This is a genomic window from Streptomyces sp. NPDC104381 (assembly GCF_055583745.1).
The window spans coordinates 693,890-712,739 of sequence record NZ_JBVJNK010000002.1 but is presented as its reverse complement, the minus strand read 5'-3'; the positions used below and the strand labels follow the sequence as shown (position 1 = coordinate 712,739).

At 71.2% G+C, this 18,850-nt stretch carries 16 protein-coding genes; 4 read left to right on the top strand and 12 right to left on the bottom strand.

Annotation, left to right across the window (positions count from 1 at the left end):
• Positions 1-4: 4 nt before the first annotated feature.
• The 3 genes from ACZ607_RS08170 to ACZ607_RS08160 are packed head-to-tail and all read right to left on the bottom strand — an operon-like array spanning position 5 to position 3,109.
• Positions 5-859 (bottom strand): carbohydrate ABC transporter permease, encoded by an 855-nt coding sequence (locus tag ACZ607_RS08170; RefSeq protein WP_469732959.1) that lies wholly within the window; start codon positions 857-859, stop codon positions 5-7.
• A 5-nt stretch (positions 860-864) separates the two neighbouring features.
• Positions 865-1,836 carry a carbohydrate ABC transporter permease gene (locus ACZ607_RS08165; protein WP_469732958.1) on the bottom strand — a complete coding sequence of 324 codons (972 nt, stop codon included), beginning with the start codon at positions 1,834-1,836 and terminating at the stop codon, positions 865-867.
• 10 nt (positions 1,837-1,846) lie between these two features.
• On the bottom strand, positions 1,847-3,109 hold the full coding sequence (locus ACZ607_RS08160; RefSeq protein WP_469732956.1) for an ABC transporter substrate-binding protein: 1,263 nt from the start codon (positions 3,107-3,109) through the stop codon (positions 1,847-1,849).
• Between the two features lie 461 nt (positions 3,110-3,570).
• On the opposite strand from ACZ607_RS08160, the gene yicI reads away from it, so the two are divergent.
• Positions 3,571-5,808 (top strand): alpha-xylosidase, encoded by a 2,238-nt coding sequence (yicI, locus tag ACZ607_RS08155; protein ID WP_469732954.1) that lies wholly within the window; start codon positions 3,571-3,573, stop codon positions 5,806-5,808.
• Between the two features lie 75 nt (positions 5,809-5,883).
• Here the strand turns inward: yicI and ACZ607_RS08150 are convergent, their stop codons facing one another.
• The 3 genes from ACZ607_RS08150 to ACZ607_RS08140 form a co-directional block, all read right to left on the bottom strand.
• Positions 5,884-7,236 carry an amino acid permease gene (locus ACZ607_RS08150; RefSeq protein ID WP_469732952.1) on the bottom strand — a complete coding sequence of 451 codons (1,353 nt, stop codon included), beginning with the start codon at positions 7,234-7,236 and terminating at the stop codon, positions 5,884-5,886.
• Positions 7,237-7,547: 311 nt separating this feature from the next.
• Entirely contained in the window at positions 7,548-8,927 is a 1,380-nt protein-coding gene (locus ACZ607_RS08145; RefSeq protein ID WP_469732950.1) for a diaminopimelate decarboxylase, read from the bottom strand.
• Positions 8,928-9,096: 169 nt separating this feature from the next.
• Complete coding sequence (locus ACZ607_RS08140) at positions 9,097-10,734, bottom strand: PucR family transcriptional regulator (RefSeq protein ID WP_469732947.1); 1,638 nt, start codon at positions 10,732-10,734, stop codon at positions 9,097-9,099.
• A 160-nt stretch (positions 10,735-10,894) separates the two neighbouring features.
• Here ACZ607_RS08140 and ACZ607_RS08135 point away from each other — a divergent pair, with 160 nt between their 5' ends.
• Entirely contained in the window at positions 10,895-11,518 is a 624-nt protein-coding gene (locus ACZ607_RS08135; RefSeq protein WP_469732945.1) for a histidine phosphatase family protein, read from the top strand.
• 55 nt (positions 11,519-11,573) lie between these two features.
• Here the strand turns inward: ACZ607_RS08135 and ACZ607_RS08130 are convergent, their stop codons facing one another.
• The gene (locus ACZ607_RS08130) at positions 11,574-13,238 is read right to left on the bottom strand and encodes a protein kinase domain-containing protein (RefSeq protein WP_469732942.1); all 1,665 of its coding nucleotides are present in this window, start codon (positions 13,236-13,238) and stop codon (positions 11,574-11,576) included.
• Positions 13,239-13,445: 207 nt separating this feature from the next.
• Between ACZ607_RS08130 and ACZ607_RS08125 the strand changes: the two genes are divergently transcribed.
• Both ACZ607_RS08125 and ACZ607_RS08120 read left to right on the top strand, forming a co-directional pair.
• Positions 13,446-14,354 (top strand): hypothetical protein, encoded by a 909-nt coding sequence (locus ACZ607_RS08125; protein WP_469732940.1) that lies wholly within the window; start codon positions 13,446-13,448, stop codon positions 14,352-14,354.
• On the top strand, positions 14,351-14,587 hold the full coding sequence (locus tag ACZ607_RS08120) for a hypothetical protein (protein ID WP_469732938.1): 237 nt from the start codon (positions 14,351-14,353) through the stop codon (positions 14,585-14,587). The genes ACZ607_RS08125 and ACZ607_RS08120 overlap by 4 nt, the downstream gene beginning before the upstream one ends.
• A 3-nt stretch (positions 14,588-14,590) precedes the next feature.
• Here the strand turns inward: ACZ607_RS08120 and ACZ607_RS08115 are convergent, their stop codons facing one another.
• The 5 genes from ACZ607_RS08115 to ACZ607_RS08095 form a co-directional block, all read right to left on the bottom strand.
• Positions 14,591-14,797, bottom strand: a complete 207-nt coding sequence (locus ACZ607_RS08115) for a DUF397 domain-containing protein (RefSeq protein ID WP_469732936.1) — start codon at positions 14,795-14,797, stop codon at positions 14,591-14,593.
• Positions 14,781-15,626, bottom strand: a complete 846-nt coding sequence (locus tag ACZ607_RS08110) for a helix-turn-helix domain-containing protein (protein ID WP_469732934.1) — start codon at positions 15,624-15,626, stop codon at positions 14,781-14,783. The genes ACZ607_RS08115 and ACZ607_RS08110 overlap by 17 nt, the downstream gene beginning before the upstream one ends.
• 154 nt (positions 15,627-15,780) lie before the next feature.
• Positions 15,781-16,431, bottom strand: coding sequence for a class F sortase (locus ACZ607_RS08105; protein ID WP_469733427.1), 651 nt, complete (start codon positions 16,429-16,431; stop codon positions 15,781-15,783).
• Positions 16,432-16,483: 52 nt separating this feature from the next.
• Positions 16,484-17,173, bottom strand: coding sequence for a hypothetical protein (locus ACZ607_RS08100; RefSeq protein ID WP_469732932.1), 690 nt, complete (start codon positions 17,171-17,173; stop codon positions 16,484-16,486).
• A 185-nt stretch (positions 17,174-17,358) separates the two neighbouring features.
• Positions 17,359-18,825 (bottom strand): hypothetical protein, encoded by a 1,467-nt coding sequence (locus ACZ607_RS08095; protein WP_469732930.1) that lies wholly within the window; start codon positions 18,823-18,825, stop codon positions 17,359-17,361.
• Positions 18,826-18,850: the final 25 nt, after the last annotated feature.

The window sequence follows — 18,850 nt, the reverse complement described above, 5'->3', positions numbered from 1 at the left end:
ACCCTTACTTGACCGAGCCGCCGGTGATCCCGGCGGCGATGTACTTCTGGGACAGGACGAGGAGGACCGCGGCGGGCACGGCGGAGAGCACGGACGCGGCCATGACCGAGCCCCAGTCACCGACGTGCGCGCCGATGTACTGGTAGATCCCCAGGGTGATCGGCTTGACGTCGTCCGTGGTGTTCAGCGTGAGCGCGAACATGAAGTCGCTCCACGCGTACAGGAACGAGAACAGCCCGGCGGTGATCAGCGAGTTGCGGCTCATCGGGAGGACGACCTGGACGAACGTACGGACGCGGCCCGCGCCGTCGACCTCGGCGGCCTCGATGACCTCGCGCGGGATCGACACCATGAACGAGCGCATCAGCACGATCGCGAAGGGGATGCCCAGCGAGGCGTCCGCCAGCATCAGGCCGAAGTAGGAGTTGACCAGCCCGAGGTCCACGTACGCGCTGTACAGGGCGTTCGCGATGACGATGCCCGGCACCATCTGGGTGATGAGCGTGCCGAAGACGATCGTCCTGCCGCCGCGCAGGTTGAACTGGGCCAGGCCGTACGCCGCCGGCGCGGAGATCGCCAGGCAGATGGCGACGGCGCCGAGCGCCACCGCCAGCGAGGTCAGCAGGTTGGTGCCCTGGTCGGTGATGGCCGAGGTGAAGCCGGAGAAGTCGATGCCCGTCGGCACCGGGCCCACGTCGACCAGGCTCGCGTCCGGCTGGAGGGCGGTGTTGACCATCCAGTACAGCGGGAACAGCATGACCGCGAGGACGACGACGCCGAAGACGGTCGCACCCCAGCGGCGCTTGGGCCGGTGGGCGGCGGGAGCCGGGGCGGCGGGGATCTGGGTGGTGGTCGCCATGCCGGTCACTTCCCCTCGTTGCGGTTGACCCGCAGGTAGAACACCGCGAAGACGGCGGAGATCAGGATCAGGATGTTGCCGACCACGGCACCGGCCCCGAAGTCCATCTGGACGAAGGAGTTCTGGTAGGTGAGCGTGCCGAGCGTCTGCGTGGAATCGGCGGGCCCGCCGTCGGTGAGGGCCAGGACCAGGTCGAGGATCTTGACCGTCGACATGAAGCCGAGCACCAGCACCACGGTGATGACGGGCTTGAGCATGGGCAGGGTGACCGAGCGGAACGTACGCCAGGCGGACGCGCCGTCGAGCGCGGCGGCCTCGCTCAGCTCCTTGGGGACCTCCTGGAGGCCGCCGTAGAGGATCACCATGTTGAACGGGATGCCGATCCAGATGTTCACCAGGATCACCGAGACCAGCGCCATGCTCGTGCTCGTCAGCCACGGCGTGTCACCGGGGAGACCGACGGTGCCCAGGAAGGAGTTGAGGACTCCGGTGTCCTGGTCGAAGACGCGCCGCCAGACGATGCCGGAGACCACCATCGGGACCAGCCACGGCAGCAGGATCAGCGAGCGCAGGATGCCGTTCAGCGGGAAGCGGCGGGTGAAGAAGACCGCGAGGGCCAGGCCGATGCAGAACTGGCCGACGAGCGAGCCGACGGTGAACAGGATCGTCTGCCAGAGGGCCTTGCCGAACAGCCCGTCGCTGAAGACGTTGTTCCAGTTGTCGAAGCCGTTGAACGGCGCCTCACCGGTGAAGAACGTGGACGGCGAGTAGTCCTGGAAGCTCATCACGATGTTGCGGACGAGCGGATAACCGAAGAAGAGCGCCATGAAGATCACGGCGGGGGCGATGAACCCCCACTGGGCCAGCGACTTCCGCCGCCCGGCGCTTCGCGGGTTCCCCGGCTTGCGGGCCGCACCGGCCGCGGACGCGGTCGTGCCGGCCGGCGGTGCGGCGGCCGAGGCTGTGGTGGATGACATGGTTCTTACCTCAGTTCCCGCTCGTGACCTGCTGCTGGGCACGCTTCAGAGCGGCCTCGCTGGACTCGCCGGTGAGCGCGGACTGGAAGGCGCTCTGCAGAGCCAGCGACACGGACGACCACCGCGCGCCGACCTTCGCCGTACGGGAACGGGCCGTGGCGACCTGGTCGGCCAGCGCCGCCAGCTCGGGGGTCTTCTTCCGCCAGGTGTCGGCCGCCCTGGTGTTGGCCGGGACCATCCAGCTGTTGATGGCGTAGGAGATCTCCTCCTGCTCACCCGACATGCAGCCGATGATCCTGGCGGACATCTTCTCGCGCTCGGTGTCACCGGTGTTGGGCACGGTCAGCACACCGCCGCCCAGCGGACCGACCGAGTCGTCGCCCGCCTCCGGGACCGGGATCTCGGCGATGCCCCAGTCGAGGCCCTTCTTGGAGTTCAGGGTCTCGACCTGCCACGGGCCGTTGATCATCATGGCCGCGTTGCCGGCCATGAACTGGTCGTTGACGTCGGCCTGGGTCCAGTTGACGGTGGACTTGGAGAGCGAACCGTCCTTCAGGAGCGCCTTCCAGTAGTCCAGGGCCCCGGCGACCTCGGGGGTGTCGAGCTTCGTCTCGTCGCCGCCGTTGGACCACATGAACGGGGTGAACTGGAAGACGCCGTCCTCCGCGCCGCCGGCGCTCAGCGCCAGGCCGTACCGCTTGCCCTGGGTCAGCTTCTTCGCCGTCGACCGCATCTCGGCCCAGGTGGTGGGCACCTCCAGGCCGGCCTTGTCGAGGGTGTCCTTGTTGTAGAACAGCGCCAGGGTGTTCACCGTGCGCGCGGCCCCGTAGTACGTCCCGTCGAACGAGCCGAAGTCGACGATCCCCTCGGGGATGTCCGTCGTGGTCAGCCCGAGGTGCTCCAGCGGGATCAGCCCGCCGGCCTCGGCGAAGGTCGGCATCTCGGAGGCGTCCAGCTGGAGGACGTCCGGCAGCGACTTCGACGAGGCCATGCGCAGCGCCTTCGTCATCAGCTGCGCGGCCGGCACGCTCTGCTGCTCGATGGTGACGCCGAGCTGCTTGCTGCAGCGCTTGAGGGTGTCACCGTCCCAGCGGTGGTACGACTCGTCCGTCGAGGAGTTCATGACGGTGTAGACGTTCTCGTCCCGCTGCTGGCCGCACCCCGACAGAACGGTGCCGGCGACGATCGCGGAGACGACGGTGAGAGGGACGACGATCCGCCTGGTGCGACGGCTGCGGCGTCCGGTCCGCCCGTCCGGGGAAGGTTCTGTCACGGTGGTGCCCTTGCGGTGAGAGGGTGGCCGGGCCCATGGGAACGCTCCCACGGGATGTTCGTCAAGCCCCCGCGCGGATCCGGCGGAGTCACGGCGGGGTGGGGGCGGGGCGGCCTGGGGCGGTGTCGGCGGACGCCGAGGCCGAACATCACGCCACCTGTCCGCGGAGGTGGAGGTGAAGCGGTTCGACATGGGGCTGCCTCTTGTCGACATGGTCGGGGTGGCCGCACTGCCGCCCGACTGATTTGTTGGCTGGCAGTACTAATACGGCATCCCGGCGTTCGTTTCTAGACCGTCCCCGTGACATCCATGTCACACAGGGGCATCACAGCGCTCCCCGCCAGGCCGGGAAGGGCCCTGGCGGGCCGGGTTCCGGGGTCCTCCGCGCCGTCGTCGAAGCGCTTCGAAAAACATTTGTTTTGTGTACGATCAAAATCAGGAACCCACAGGAACGGACCCCCATGAAGTTCACCGACGGCTTCTGGCAGATGCGCAGCGGTGTGCACGCCTCGTACGCCACGGAAGTCCGCGATGTCCGCCTCGACGACGACCGTCTCGCCGCCTACGCCGCCGTCAAGCGCGTCGAGCGCCGTGGCGACACGCTGAACGCCCCGCTGATCACCGTCGAGGCCCACGCCCCGGCCGAAGGCGTCATCGCGGTGCGTCTCACCCATCACGCCGGCAAGCGCCGCAAGGGCCCCGACTTCGAACTGCCGGGCGCCGCACGCCGGTCCGCCGCCACCACCCGCACCCAGGACGCGACCGCGGAGCTGACCAGCGGCCCGCTCACCCTGCGGCTGCCCACCGAGGGCGCCTTCGGCCTGGAATTCCTGGACGGGGACGGCCGGGTCCTGACCTCCGCGGGCCGCAAGGGCAGTGCGTTCGCCACCGTCGACGACGGCAGCCACCACATGTTCGCCCAGCTCGCCCTGGGCGTGGGCGAGACCGTCCACGGCCTCGGCGAGCGCTTCACGCCGTACGTGAAGAACGGCCAGAGCGTCGACATGTGGCAGGCCGACGGCGGCACCAGCAGTGAACAGGCCTACAAGAACATCCCGTTCTACCTCTCCTCGCGCGGCTACGGCGTCTTCGTCAACCACCCCGGGAAGGTCTCCTTCGAGGTCGGCTCCGAAGCCGTGGGCCAGGTGCAGTTCAGCGTCGAGGACCAGACGCTGGAGTACTTCGTCATCGCGGGCCCCACCCCCAAGGACGTCCTGTCCCGCTACGCGGCCCTCACCGGCCTGCCCGCCCTGCCTCCCGCGTGGTCGTTCGGCCTCTGGCTGACCACCTCCTTCACCACGTCGTACGACGAGGCCACCGTCACCTCCTTCGTCGACGGCATGGCCGAGCGCGGGATCCCGCTGAGCGTCTTCCACTTCGACTGCTTCTGGATGCGCGAGTACCAGTGGTGCGACTTCGAGTGGGACCCGGCCGTCTTCCCCGACCCGGAGGGCATGATCGCCCGGCTCAAGGACAAGGGCCTGAAGATCTGCGTCTGGATCAACCCGTACATCGGGCAGAAGAGCGCCCTGTACGAAGAAGGGGCGCGCGAGGGCTACTTCGTCCTCACCCCGGACGGCGACATCTGGCAGTGGGACAAGTGGCAGGCCGGCATGGCGCTGGTCGACTTCACGAACCCGGCGGCCACCGCCTGGTTCCAGGGCAAGCTCAAGGGCCTCCTCGACCAGGGCGTCGACGGCTTCAAGACGGACTTCGGCGAGCGCATCCCGACGGACGTCGTCTGGCACGACGGCTCCGACCAGGAGCGGATGCACAACTACTACACGCACCTCTACAACAAGGCGGTCTTCGAGCTCCTGGAGAAGGAGCGCGGCCAGGGCGAGGCCGTGCTCTTCGCCCGCTCGGCCGCCGCCGGCGGTCAGCAGTACCCGGTGCACTGGGGCGGCGACTGCTGGTCCTCCTTCGAGGCCATGGCGGAGTCCCTGCGCGGCGGCCTCTCCCTGTCGCTGTCCGGCTTCGGCTTCTGGAGCCATGACATCGGCGGCTTCGAGGGCACGCCCGACCCGGCGGTCTTCAAGCGCTGGCTCGCCTTCGGCCTGCTCTCCTCGCACAGCAGGCTGCACGGCTCGTCGTCGTACCGCGTGCCGTGGGAGTTCGGCGACGAAGCGGTGGACGTGGCCCGGCAGTTCACGCGCCTCAAGCACCGCCTCATGCCGTACCTGTACGGCGTGGCCGTCGAGGCCCACCGCACGGGCGTCCCGACGATGCGCCCCCTGCTGCTGGAGTTCCCGGACGACCCGACGGCCCGTACGGCGGACCGCGAGTACCTGCTGGGCCCGGATGTCCTGGTCGCGCCCGTTTTCACCGAGGACGGCGAGGTCGAGTACTACGTGCCCGAGGGCACCTGGACCCATCTGCTGACCGGTGGCACGGTCACCGGCCCCGCGTGGCGCCGCGAGACCCACGGCTTCGACAGCCTGCCCCTGCTGGTCCGCCAGGGCGCGGTCCTGGCGCTCGGCGCGGACGACTCCCGCCCGGACGGCGAGTGGCTCGACGACCTGGAGCTCCGCGTGTACGCCCCCGCCGGTACGGGCGACTTCACCCGCACGGTGACCGTCCCCGACCGCACGGGCGCGGTGGCGGCGACCTACGAGGTGGTCCGCGAGGGCGGCGAGGTCCGCGTCACGACGGACACGGACCGGCCGTACACGGTCACGGTGGTGGGCGAGCAGGCCTGACACCCGCCGAGCCGGACGAACGCCGGACCGCCCGTCCCCGGAAGCAGGGGGCGGGCGGTCCGGTGTTCCGTGGTGTCAGCGGGTGGGTGCGGCGGGCCGCTCCGGAGCGTTCCCGGAGCCGGCCGGCCCGCCGCCGCGCGCCCTGCGCACCACGTACGCGACGAGGACGACGGCCAGACTGCCCACGCTGGTCAGCAGCTGGGTGCGCTGGTCGGCGATGACGGCCATGGCCACCAGCACCGCGGCGAAGCCGGCCATGACCACCCAGGTGAGGTACGGGAAGAGCCACATGCGCAGGGTCAGCCGCTCGGGCGCCTCACGCTCCAGGCGGCGCCGCATACGCAGCTGGGACACGCCGATCATGAGGTACATGAAGATGGCGACGGCACCCGAGGAGTTCACCAGGTACGTGAAGACGGTGTCCGGGGACAGGTAGGCCAGCAGCACCGAGATCCAGCCGACCACGGTCCCGGCCAGGATCGCGCGGGCGGGGACCCGGCGCCTGTTCGTCGCCACGAGCCAGGTGGGGGCGTCGCCGTGGGTGGCGAGCGCCCGCAGCATCCGCGAGGAGACGTAGACCGAGGAGTTGAGCACGCTCAGCACGGCGGTGAGGATCACGACGTCCATCACGACACCCGCGCCGGGCAGTCCGATGATGTTCCAGGCCGCGACGTACGGGCTGGCCAGGACCTTGGCGTTGTCCCACGGCACGATGGTGACCACCAGGACGATGGAGCCGACGTAGAAGAGGATGATCCGCCAGATGATCCCTGTGGTGGCACGCGCCACCGAGCGCTCGGGCTCCTTGCTCTCGGCGGCGGCGATGGTGACGATCTCGGCCCCGCCGAAGGCGAAGATGACCACGACGATCGCGGAGAAGATCGCGGTGAACCCGTTCGGCGCGAAGCCGCCGTGCGCGGTCAGGTTGGAGAAGTCGAAGGACGATCCGGGCCAGCCGCCGAAGACGTACAGACCGCCGACGATGAGGAACGCCACGATCGCGGCGACCTTGACGGACGAGAACCAGAACTCGAACTCGCCGAACGACTTCACGGAGAGCAGGTTGGTCGCGGTCATCACGACCATCAGGCCCATGGCCAGCACCCAGAGCGGCAGCCCGATCCACGCGTGCAGGATCGCCGCACCCGCGACGGCCTCCACGGCCACGATGATGACGTAGTAGTACCAGTACAGCCATCCGATGGTGAAGCCCGCCCACGGGCCGATGGCGGTGCGCGCGTAGTCGGCGAAGGAGCCCGAGGACGGCTTCGCCACCACCATCTCGCCGAGCATCCGCATGGTGCAGAGGACGAGCGCGCCGGCCAGGCAGTAGGAGACGATCGCGGCGGGGCCCGCCGTCCTGATCACGGATCCGCTGCCGACGAACAGCCCGGCACCGATCGCGCCGCCGATCGCGATCATCGACATGTGGCGGTTACGCAGGGACCGGCTGAGCTCCGGCTGAGGGCTCTGCGGTTCACTCCGCCGTTGCGGTTCTTCCTGCTGGGGTTCTTTCCGGGGTTGGGGTTCTTTGTGCGGTACGGGGGACGTCATGGCAGCTCCAGTCATGGGCAACGGCGTACAACGGCACGGGAAGACCCCCGGGGCGGGCGCGGGCGCGCCGTCGAGGAGGTCACGTCGTCACCGGTGACGAGGACGACCGGCACGCCCGCCTCTGCGGCGAGAGCGTGGAAGCCGCCCTCGGCGCCCCTCCGTGCCGGCGGATATGAGGACGCGCGTCACCTTGCCTTCTCCATCCTTGTTCCTCGCCCCGTACCGTCCGCGCACAGCGCCACCAGGGCGTCCGCGTGCGCGAGGCCGCTCTCCTCGACGACCTCGGGCACGGTCTGGGCCTCGCGGATCACGGCGAGGCGGATCTGACCGGTCGCGTCCGTGCGGTATCCGTACACGGCGGGCCTGGGCAGCGAGTTGTAGGAGAAGTGGGAGGAGAAGTAGTACGCCCCGGTGTCGTACAGCGCCACCACGTCCCCGGGATCGACGGCCGGGAGTTCGCGTGCCGTCGCGGTCAGGTCACCGGCGAAGCAGCACGGCCCCGCGATGTCCACGACCTGGAGCGGCCCCTCCTTGGGGCGGCCCGAGGCGTCGAACACGCCGACGCGCAGGGGCCAGGCGTCCGGCATGAACACCGTGCGGGTGGCCACCTGAGCCCCGGCGTGGGTGACAGCGATCCGCCGGCCGCCGGCCGACTTGGTGTACTCGACGACCGAGCCGATGGTTCCGCTCTTCGCCAGCAGCGAGCGGCCGAACTCGGTGACGAGGGCGTAGCGGCCGTCGAAGAGGCCCGGGGCGGCTGCGCGGAGCTCGGCCACGTAGTCGGCGTAGGTGGGGCGGTCGTCCTCGCCGTCGAAGTTGACGGGAAGGCCGCCGCCGATGTCCAGGCCGGTGATCCGGGCGTGGCCCAGCAGGCCGTTGATCCGCTCCGCGAGCTCGTACGCGACACCGACCCCCTGGGCGATGAGCGGGAGGGGGCAGCCCTGCGAGCCGACATGCGCGTGCAGCCGGTTGAGCCAGGGGCGCCGGGTGAAGGCGTCGATCACCGCGTCCACCGCCCCCGGATCGCGCAGGGCGACACCGAACTTGGACGTGGCGGTCGCCGTGCTCATCGCCCCGATGGCACCGGCGCCGACCTGGGGGTTCACCCGCAGCCCGACGGGGCCGGCGGGCTCGCGGCCGGCCAGCAGGCGGTCGACGCGCTCCAGCTCCTGGAAGTTGTCCAGGTTGATCGCGATGCCGTGCTCCAGCGCGAACTCCAGCTCCTCGACCGTCTTCGCGGGGCTGTCGAAGACCAGCCGGTCGGGGCTGAAGCCGGCCGCCAGCGCCTGCTCCAGCTCACCGGGCGAGGCCACCTCGCAGCCCATCCCGGCCTCGCCGAGCAGCCGCAGGACCGGCACCAGCCCGCACGCCTTGGCCGCGAACGTGTGGTGGACGGTGGCCGGTCCGTCGAACGCCTCGTGCAGGGCGGCCACCGACGCCAGCACCCCGTCGACGTCGAGCAGGCCGACCAGGGGCGAACCGGGGCCGAGCAGGCCCTCCTCGACGGCACGGGCGAGCGCCGCCTCGCGGGCGCGCTCGCGCTGAAGGGCCGAACCGGATGTCATCTGAGAACACACTCTTCCGTAGGTCGCTCGTGCGCCGCGCCCGTCCGGTCGCGGCGTGGTGACCAGCTTCGGTGCGGGAGGCCCGGCCCGTCTTCGTCAGCCGGCACCAGACCTGACCTGTTGCTCTGTGCCACACGACAACAGAACGATCATGAGGACCACGGTCACCTCACCCGGTACGCCGGCCCAGGCGCAGTCCGACGTCCGCCAGGAGCCGCACGGCGGGGTCGGCCAGGTCCACGCCGAACAGCTCCCGTGCCCGGCGCAGCCGGTACCGCAGCGTGTTGGGGTGCACATCGAGGCGTCGCGCGGCAGCGGCCGTGTCACCGAAGGCGTCCAGGTGCGCGGCCACCGAATCGCCGTACCGCGAACCGTGGGCCCGGTCGTGCTCCACCATCGCGTGCACCGGGCCCGGCACCGACCCCCACAGCGGTTCCACCCGGTCGAGCAGGCGCAGCACCGCCGCCTCGGCCGCCACCTCCTCGTACGACGCCACCGCCGACCCGGCCCCGGCCGGCGAGCGCGCGGCCCGCTCCCTCAGTACGCGCACCACCAGCTCGGCGGCGTCGCGGGAGGCGGGCAGCTCCGCCAGGCCCGCCACCACCGGCCCGGCGCCGGCGAGGACCACGCTTCCCGGCGCCGAGCGGACCGCGGCCAGCAGTGTGCGCGCGGGGTCCGTCTCACCGCCCAGGGCCGGCACCACGGCGTACAGCCGACGCCCCGAACGCGCGGTCACACACCCCGGACGGTAGGCGGCGGCCTGCAACGCGAGTACGTCGAGCACCCGTTGACCCGCGTCCCCCGGAGCGTCCTCCCGGCCGTCGTACGCCTCCGCCACCAGCACGGCGTGCGGCCCGTCCCGCGTGATCCCGACGTCGTGCGCCGCCTGCGTACTGCCCGTCAGGAGTGCGTGGACCGCGCCCTCGCGCGCCCAGGCGGCGGCCCGGCCCCACGTCCGGTGGTGCGACAGATGGGGGACCGCGGCACGGCCCGCCGTCGCGAGCGCCGCCACCGCGTCCTCCGCCAGCGGCTGCCCGTCGGCGCCCGCCCAGATCGAGCCGAGCACCTCGGATCCGTGCCGCACCGCGACCGCGAGCCGCTCGGCGTACCGCCCGTCGGCGGGGAGCCGCACCACGTCGTCGGTGTTCCACAGGGCCTGGAAGAAGCCGCTCTCCCGCAGTTCGACGACCCGCCAGCGGGGCACCTCCTGGCCGAGGATCGTGAGCCTGCGCATCGGATCGGGCTCATGGTCCATGCGCGAGTACGCCAGCACCCGCGACTGCGGGTCCTCGATCGTGATCGCGCCGCCGACCAGGTCCGCCACGGTGTTGGCCAGACCCGGCAGATCGCCCAGCCGCAGCCCGCCCACCCCGGCCGGACCCGTGGCCCGGTCCGGGACGCTGTGCACCAGCGCCGTCCGCAAGCGGCCGAGCACCTCGGTCCAGCCCACCCCGGGCCGCCGGGTCAGCAGGGCCGTACGCCCCCGCTCCGCCGCCTCCAGCAGCGCCGTACGCGGCCCCCGGGCGCCACGCCGCATCACCACGGCCGCCGCCCCCGCGCGCTCCGCGCCACGCAGCACGTCGACCGCGTCGGGCGAGGCGACGTCGACGCCGACCGCGAGCAGGACCAGCCCGGTCGCCGCCCCCAGCTCGTCGTCCCCCTCCTCACCCGGATCGTGCAGCACCACGTCGGACACCTGCACCCCGGTGCCGCACGGCGCCACCACGATGTCGAGCGTCCCGGGGGCGATCAGCGCGAGGAGCTGCGCCAGCGTGGGGCCGGGGCGGGCGGTTTCGGGGATGCGCATGGGCCCATACTCGCCGCCCGCCGTCGCGGGCCGCCATGCCCCCGGTCACTCCGCCGGGGCGAGCCGCCCCACGTCGCGCCCCGAGGAATGCGATCGTGGGCCCGCAGGTTGGCACGAGCAGTACATACGCACGAGTACGGCACAGAGAGCGGAAGCATCCATGGGCGAGTTGATCCTGATCCGGCACGGCGAGACCGAGTGGTCACGGTCCGGGCAGCACACCAGCTGGACCGACCTGCCCCTGACGGAGCTCGGGGAGCGCCAGGCCCGCGCCCTCGTCCCGCTCCTCGCCGAACGCGAGATCGGGCTCACCCTGGTCAGCCCCTATCTGCGCGCCCGTCGCACCGCCGAACTCGCGGGTCTGACCGCCCCGCGCGAGACGCCGGATCTGCGGGAGTGGGACTACGGGGCGTACGAGGGCATCACCACGGTCGAGATCCGCCGCACCCGCCCCGACTGGAACCTCTGGACCGACGGCGTCGCCCCCGGCCCCGAGGAGCACCCGGGGGAGACCCCGCAGGAGGTCGGCGACCGCGCGGACCGCATCCTGGCGGAGGTCCGCGCGGCGGCGTCCCGCCTGGGCGAGGCGGACATCGCACTGGTCGCCCACTCGCACTTCCTGCGCGTGCTCACCGCCCGCTACCTGCGGCTGACACCCGCGAGCGGGGAACTCTTCCAGCTCTCCACGGGCGCGGTCTCACGCCTCGGCACGGAACACGGCAAGCCGGTGGTGACGGCACTGAACATGGCGCTGCCGGAGAGGCTGTTCAACGCCATCGACTGAGCAGGAGCGGGAGAAGTCGCGCGGGTGCTGAGCCCCCGGTCCGTGGTCCAGGTGCTCAGCCGTGCAGTCTGGCCGCCTGCATCGCCGTCAGGCGGCGGACGAGGAGGAAGGCGATGACGGCGGCGGGCAGGGCCAGCGCATGGCCGGCGAAAGCGGTCCAGTAGAGCGGGCCGAAGTCGTGGACCGACTCCGACACGTACGTGAGCGTGCCTTCGCTCTCCTCGTACGTACGGTGCTCGGTCGAGCTGCCGATCAGCAGCCAGCAAGGCGTCCAGACGGCGGGCCAGGTCAGCAGGACGACCAGCCAGGCCACCCACCAGGTGTGCAGCAGACGGCCCGGGGCCGGGGTGCTGTCGCTGCCGGACGGGCTGGAGGCATGCCAGACGTCGTCGGCGATCTGCTTGGGCAGGAAGAGGTTGCCGACGGGGATGAACCAGCCGGTGATCGCGGTCCGCGGGCGGTGACGCAGGCGCCCCGGGGCGAACCGGTCGGCGAAGGCGCGCACCCGGGCGAACCAGAGCACCCAGGACGTCACCAGCCCCGCACCGAAGAGCACCTGGGCGGCGAACAGCCAGACGAAGATCTCCTGGTACTCGGCGAGTTCGGGATCCTCCACATCCGGAAACCCTTCGTACGACGAGTCGTACTCCCCGTACAGGTCGTCCGAGGCGACGGCCATCGTGATGGCGGTGGCCGCGGCGACCAGGGCGAACAGTGCGAGGAACCAGTGGACGGCGACGCGGTACCTGTCCGCCGGACGCTCATGTTCACGGATGCGCCGACGCTCCTCGGCGAGGAGGGCCGGAGGCCCGGACGGTCGCACGGGGCCCGGGGCGGGGGCGACGGCCGTGGGCACCGTGGGTGCCGACACCGTGTTCGCGTCCGGGGCGGCAGCGGCCGCCGCCGCGCGCAGCATGGACAGGGTGCCGTCGACGCCGGGGCGGCCTTCGGGATCCTTGGTCAGCAGGGCCGTGATCACGGCAGCCAGTACGGGGTCGGCGCGCCGCATCGGCGGAGGGTCGTGCAGGGCGACGGCGGCCATGGTCGCGGTGGGGGTGTCGCGGCGGAAGGGGGAGATGCCCTCGACCGCCTCGTACAGGGTGACCCCCAACGAGAACAGATCGCCGACCGCCTGGTCCTGACTGCCGTTGAGGCGCTCGGGGGCCATGTACTCGGCGGAGCCGATGACGCCCCCGGTGGCGGTGAGACGGGTATCGGTCTCGTGGACCGCGATACCGAAGTCGGTGAGGAGCACCTGGCCGTCGTCGGTGAGCATCACGTTGGCCGGTTTGAGGTCACGGTGCACGATGCCGGCGGCCTGAGCCGCCTTGAGCGCTTTGAGCAGGGCCGTGGCGGTCTCGGTCACGAGCGGGGCGGGCAGCGCCCCGTCCGCGCGCAGGCGCTCCTCCAGGGAACGTCCCTCGACCAGGCGCATCACGATCCAGGGTGTGCCGTCCTCGACCACCACGTCATGGACCGCGACGATATGCGGATGATCGCGCAGACGGGCCGCGTTACGGGCCTCCCGAGCCGCGCGGACCACACGGCCCTGCCGCTCCTCCTCCGAGCCGGCCTGCTGCGGCAGTCGCACTTCCTTGACCGCGACATGGACGCCGAGTGCCTCGTCGTGCGCCTTCCACACCCGGCCGAACCCGCCTTCACCCAGGTGCGCGACGAGCCGGTACCGCCCGCCGACAACCCGGTCCGCTCCGTCCGTCACTCCCAACGCCCCCATTGCGCAAATCACTTGACGACCGATGGTGATCGGGACAGAGAGTACGTAGGCCGTCACCCATGCGCAACGCAGGGCCTCGGCACGGCAAACGCGCGCATCAGGTTCGAGCAGGAGTCCACCCGGAAGGAGTTGTGGAACTTCGCGCAGGTGCGCACCTGGCGCCGGACCGGGCCGTCACTCCAGCATCGAGTGGTGGACACCTCCAACGAGCCGCACCTCGCGCACAAGAGCCATCTGCCCCACCCCTACGACCAGGACCTCTCCCATGTCCTGCGGCACCTCAGCCGGATCACGGCCACCGGCCGGAAGAAGCTCGCGAACAGCCTGAGCACCGCCGGCTATCTCGCCGCGGGCATGCGGCTGATCGAGCTGAACCTGGGGCCCGACGCGGCACGGAGCGCCTGCGCCACCGGGAACAGGCGCTCCCTCGAACGCCCCCTGCTGGGGTTCCTGTCCCAGCGGGCGGTCGCCGCGGCGGTCGCCGAGAACCCGCCCCCGTTCCCCTGCCGGGGCGGGGTGCCGAGGTTACGCACCACGTGGCGAGCACAGTCGGACTTCATCGCCGACCTGATCAACTTCGCGATGTGGCCGACGAATTACCACCCCGGATACCTGGAGCAGCGGGCGGTCACCACGAAGAGGCTCGTGGTGGGCGAGGACTTCGTACGGGCGGTCCATGAGACGGCCTATCTGCACACGGCGGAGAGCGTCCGCATGCCGTCCGTGCGGCTCAGCCTCGCCCTGATGGTGCTCGCCGACGGCGACGACAGGGTCCAGCGAGTGATCACCGAGACATACCGGGGCTACCTCTCCTCCTGGAAACAGGTGTACGCCGAGGTCCTCCAGGCCCGGGGCCTGCGGCTGCGGGCGGGGCTCGGCCTGGACGACCTCGCGAACGCCCTGTCCGCCGCGACGGACGGCGTGATCCTGCGCTCCATCGGCGACCCGCACGCGGGGGTCGTCGACCAGGAGAAGGAGCGCTCCCTGATGGGCACGGTCGCCCTCGCGGTCATCCACGGATTCCTCGAACCGGCCGAGGACTCGGACGGCCTCACGCTGGAACAGGCCGTTCACGCGCGACTGGGCCGGAGGACCTCATGACCACCGGCACCCGTCCACCGGCGGCATCCGGACCCGACGCGCAAACCCCTGGATGGCTCGCGGCCGTCACCGCTCTGTGCTCGGTCATCGCCACGGTCGTCCTGGCGCTCACCGGCCACGCCGAGGTGGCCGTGGCCGCCGGAGTCGCGGGCGGCGCCGTCGCGGGCGGCGCCGTCGCGGGCGGCATCCAGGTGACCGTGCACATCCACCGGCGGCCGCCGAGTCAGGAGTGACGCTCAGAGGGAGCCGCTCCTGAGGGCACCGACGAACTGCGACCAGCGCGCGGCGGTGAAGGCGAGCGCGGGACCGTCGGGAACCTTGCTGTCGCGGACGGGGACGAGGCCGGGGAAGCCGTCGGCGATCTCGACGCAACTTCCGCCCTCCCCGTTGCTGTAGCTGGACTTGCGCCAGACCGTCGTACGGGGATCAGGGGCGGTTCCCATGAGTTGCGTGCTCCTTCGCTGCCGATACGAGCATGGCCTGCGAGGCCTCCGGTGACAGGGCCATGGCCCGCGCCAAATCGTATGCGCCCTGAACATCGGCTACTAGCCCGGGCGCCTCCGTGAGTTGCCCGGAGTACGCGCCTTCGGTGTACACGGCAGGCGGAGCGTCGGCGAACGACATGAGCGAGACCATCGTGTTCATGAACGGGTGCATCCCGGCAGCGAACGGCAGGACCTGGATGATCACATGAGGGTGGTTCCGGGCCGCCTCGACCAGGCGCGTGAGCTGAGCGGACATGATGTCGGAGCTGCCGACGGGCACACGGAGGGCGGCCTCGTGCAAGATCGCCCAGAATGTCGGGGGCGCGTCGCGCAGCAGGATCTCTGCCCGCTCCATGCGCGCGGCGACCTGGCCTTCCACCGTCTCCTCGGACGCGAGACGCTGGCTTGCCCGGGTCACGGCCCTCGCGTACTCACGTGTCTGAAGGACGCCGGGCACGAGCATCGGTGCGTACTCACAGATGCTTGTCGCCCGGGTCTCCAGTTCCACGGCGTCCGCGAAGTACTCCGCGACCTTCGACTGCCGGGCGAGCAGGCTTAGCCGCTGCAAGTGTTCTCCGCTGCGCAGCAGTTCGTCGAACCGCCGGGACAGATCCACCTGGGGCCGCCGCTCGGCCGCCTCGAAGAGCCCGATGTACGTGCCCGAGCAGAACGCCCGCTCACCCAGCTCGTTCTGCGACAGACCCGCCGCCTCCCGCAGCCGGCGCAGCTCCGCGCCGTAGAAGGCACGGGGGTTGGCGTAGGGGTCCAGATCCTTCGGCAGCGGCATGTGCCGGAAACTAGCGGCCACCCCACCCCCGTGGACGGCGATTGCGCCGATGTCACCCGGACGGGTCCGCGCAGCCGTGCCAGGCACGCGGACGGCCGGTACCTCGCCCCCGAGGTACCGGCCGGTTCCGTGTGGCGTGCCCGGTGTCAGATCGTCAGGCCGCCTTCTTCTTCAGTGACGTGAGGTGCGCGAAGACGACGACGTTCGCCGAGTAGCCGCTCTTCTTGTCGAAGCGCCCGCCGCAGGTCAGGAGCCTGAGCTCCGGTCGGCCGGTGGGCCCGTACACCTTGTCGTCGGGGAACTTGTCCTTCGTGTAGGTCTTCACCTCGTCGACCGTGAAGACCGCGGTCCGTCTGTCCGCGCGGGCGACCTTCACCGTGTCCCCCTTGCGCAGGGCGTTCAGGTTGAGGAAGATCGCCGGTCCCGTCGCGGTGTCCCGGTGGCCGACGAGCAGCGAGGTTCCCGCCTCGCCGGGGGAGGGGCCCTTCCCGTACCACCCCACCAGCTTGGGCTTGCTCAGCGGTGGGGCGCCGAGCCGGCCCTTCTTGTCGAGGGCGAGGCCGGTGACCGGGGCCTCGATGAAGATCGCCGGGATGGAGACCTTCACCGGCCGGGAGTGCACCAGCGGGGCGTGCGAGGCGGGCACCGTCTTCTGCGGTGTGTGCGGCGCCCGTCGGAAGGGCGGCGCCCCGCCGCCCGCGGCATCGCTGCCGCGGGCGGCGGTGACCGACGAGGCGTCCTCGGGCGAGTCGGAACTCGCCCACACGACGCCGGTCACCAGCGAGAAGGTCACGCACAGGGTGATCGTGAGCCGGCATGCGCGGCTCGGGCCCCGTCGTCGCCGTCGGCCGCGCGTGTCAGGCCTCGTTGCGGGCACGGCGCCGTGCGGATCGACGGACCATGATCAGCCCTGCGACACCGGCGGCACCGGCGACGAGCGCGGCCGAGGTCCCGATGTTCGAGTCGCTCTCGGAGCTGACGCTCTCCATGTCCGGGACGCCGCCGCCACCCGCCGGCACCGCGCCGGACGGCTTCTCCCAGGTCTTCTCGGAGCCCTTCTCGGAGCTCTTCTCGGTGCCCGAGGAGGAGCTCTCGTTGTCACCACGGCTGCCGCCCTGGCCGCGCTGCGGGGAGCAGTCGACCTCGAAGCTCTTCTGCTTCGGGCCCGCCGGGACGGTCCACACCAGCTGGTACGTGCCCTCGGGGAGCAGGTACTGCTGGCTGCGGGCCTGGCCGTTCACGAGGGGGAGGGTGCCCAGCAGCGTGTCGCCCGGGGGGACGGTCGGAGGCTGCTCGGTGATCGTCCAGGGGACGGACGGGAAGGACTCGAAGTTGCTCGCCTTGAGCACGAACTTGCAGACCTCGACGCCGTCGCGGTCACCGCGCGAGTGCCAGCCGACCGAGCTGATGTCGATGTCGCCGCTGTCCCCGGGCAGTGCGTAGGCGGCCGGGGCTCCGGCCAGGGCGACGCCGGCGACGGCCACTGCGGCGGCCACCCTGGTGCCCGTGCGGACGCTGCGGGAGCGGGCGGAAGCGGAAAAGCGCATGCTGGGCTCCTTCAAGCCGAGATGATTGTCGTACTGATCACCTGATCGCCTAAGAGATGACATGGATCTTCAAAAGAGCGGGTCGGGACACCGTAAAAACGCGCAAATATACCCTGACTAGCCGATAGCAGGCAGCGAATCCCCAGGTCGAAGCAGCCCGACCGCCCAGGAAATCTGAGGCCGGATCAGCCCGCGCGTTGCCGACGGCGCCGGCGGACGACTGTCAGGCCCACGGCAGCGACCGCCGCCACGGCGACCGGGACCCAGACCACGGGCCGGAGCGCGGCCCGGTAGGCGGGGGCGGGCGAGGCGTCGAGCGGGATCGCGGCGGTGTCGTTTCCGGGGGTGCGGTCGAAGGGCGCGTACGCGCGGATGGTGCCCCGCGCGCCCGGGACCTGCCGGTCGATGCGGACGTGGAACGCGATGGTCGTCGTCCCGTCGTCGTCCCCCGCCCACATGAACGCCTCGTCCTCCAGGTCGCAGACGAACGGGCCACCGGGCTCCTCGGGCCGCTCGCAGCCCCAGTCCCGGTCCGTCTCCTCGAAGGCGTACGGAACGGAGGTGACCGTCGTGCCCTCCGGCGGGACCACCTCGAAGCGGCCTCTCACCTCGTTGCCCCGCTGCTTGCCCGGCCCCAGGGCCCGCACACCGAGGCGGACCTCCACCGTGTCGCCGACGCGCCCCCGGACCGTACCGGTGACCGGCCGGTAGTCGGCCTGGACCGTGGTCTCCACCCGGACGGTGCCGTCGGCGCTCCCGAACGTGCCGTCGGCCGTGGGGACCAGGGTGATCGGTGCGCCCGTACCCCGGACCGTGTGGTCGGCGTGCTTCTCCGGGGAGGCCGACCAGTCGTAGGACAGCGTGCCGTCGAGCTCACCGGCCCCGGCGACGTACATGAGCGGCGCACTCGTGCGGTGGGCGGTGCCCGGCGCCGCTCCGGCGGGGAACTCGCACCAGGCCGATGTGGGCGAGGCGCCCGCGTACACGCAGTTGCTGTGGCGGGCCTTCAGGGTGAGGCCGCCGCTCGCGCTGATGTGCAGCGCGACGCCCCGGTCCGCCGGGAACCGGGTGTGGTTGGCGAACTCCGGGGTCACGGCGGTGGGTTGTCCCGGCTCGACGCCGTCGACCTTCGTCTCCTCGTCGGGCGCGCCCAGAGTGGGCCCGCCGACGACCATGCGGGTGGTTCCGGTGACGGGCGCCGCGTTGTCCGCGCTCGCCGTGTAGGTGACCGTGCCGCTGTCGCCCGGCTCCACACCGTCCAGGCCGACGATGTCGAAGGGGGCGTTGCTCTCGCCGTCGTTGCGCAGGGTGCCGTACTCGCAGGTGTACACCCAGCCGCTGCCGGTGCAGTTCCCGTAACCGCCCTCGGTCACGCGGGCGATGTCCTTGAGGCCCGACGCGTCCACCACGACCTTGATGTTGCGGGCCGGTTCCTTGTTGCCGGGGACGACGGCGACGGGCACCTGGAAGTCCCCGTTCCTGGCCTCGGCCCCCTCGTCCGCGTTGTACGCCACCACCGTGCGCGGGACGTCCTCCAGGCTCAGCGCGACCTTCTCGGAGGCGGTGGCCGGTGGGAGAGCCGCCGCGAGGGCGGTGAGCAGGCCCGCCGCGAGGACCGCCGCGCGTCCGGTGAGGCGTATGCGTGGGGGCATGCGGAGCACTATGCCACCGGGGGCC

Coding starts and splice junctions, on each gene's coding strand:
- ACZ607_RS08135 (WP_469732945.1), top strand. CDS start 10,895: ATGGGCGAGTTGATCCTGATCCGGCACGGCGAGACCGAGTGGTCACGG.
- ACZ607_RS08095 (WP_469732930.1), bottom strand. CDS start 18,825: ATGCCCCCACGCATACGCCTCACCGGACGCGCGGCGGTCCTCGCGGCG.
- ACZ607_RS08100 (WP_469732932.1), bottom strand. CDS start 17,173: ATGCGCTTTTCCGCTTCCGCCCGCTCCCGCAGCGTCCGCACGGGCACC.
- ACZ607_RS08150 (WP_469732952.1), bottom strand. CDS start 7,236: ATGTCGATGATCGCGATCGGCGGCGCGATCGGTGCCGGGCTGTTCGTC.
- ACZ607_RS08170 (WP_469732959.1), bottom strand. CDS start 859: ATGGCGACCACCACCCAGATCCCCGCCGCCCCGGCTCCCGCCGCCCAC.
- yicI (WP_469732954.1), top strand. CDS start 3,571: ATGAAGTTCACCGACGGCTTCTGGCAGATGCGCAGCGGTGTGCACGCC.
- ACZ607_RS08120 (WP_469732938.1), top strand. CDS start 14,351: ATGACCACCGGCACCCGTCCACCGGCGGCATCCGGACCCGACGCGCAA.
- ACZ607_RS08165 (WP_469732958.1), bottom strand. CDS start 1,836: ATGTCATCCACCACAGCCTCGGCCGCCGCACCGCCGGCCGGCACGACC.
- ACZ607_RS08140 (WP_469732947.1), bottom strand. CDS start 10,734: ATGCGCATCCCCGAAACCGCCCGCCCCGGCCCCACGCTGGCGCAGCTC.
- ACZ607_RS08115 (WP_469732936.1), bottom strand. CDS start 14,797: ATGGGAACCGCCCCTGATCCCCGTACGACGGTCTGGCGCAAGTCCAGC.
- ACZ607_RS08145 (WP_469732950.1), bottom strand. CDS start 8,927: ATGACATCCGGTTCGGCCCTTCAGCGCGAGCGCGCCCGCGAGGCGGCG.
- ACZ607_RS08110 (WP_469732934.1), bottom strand. CDS start 15,626: ATGCCGCTGCCGAAGGATCTGGACCCCTACGCCAACCCCCGTGCCTTC.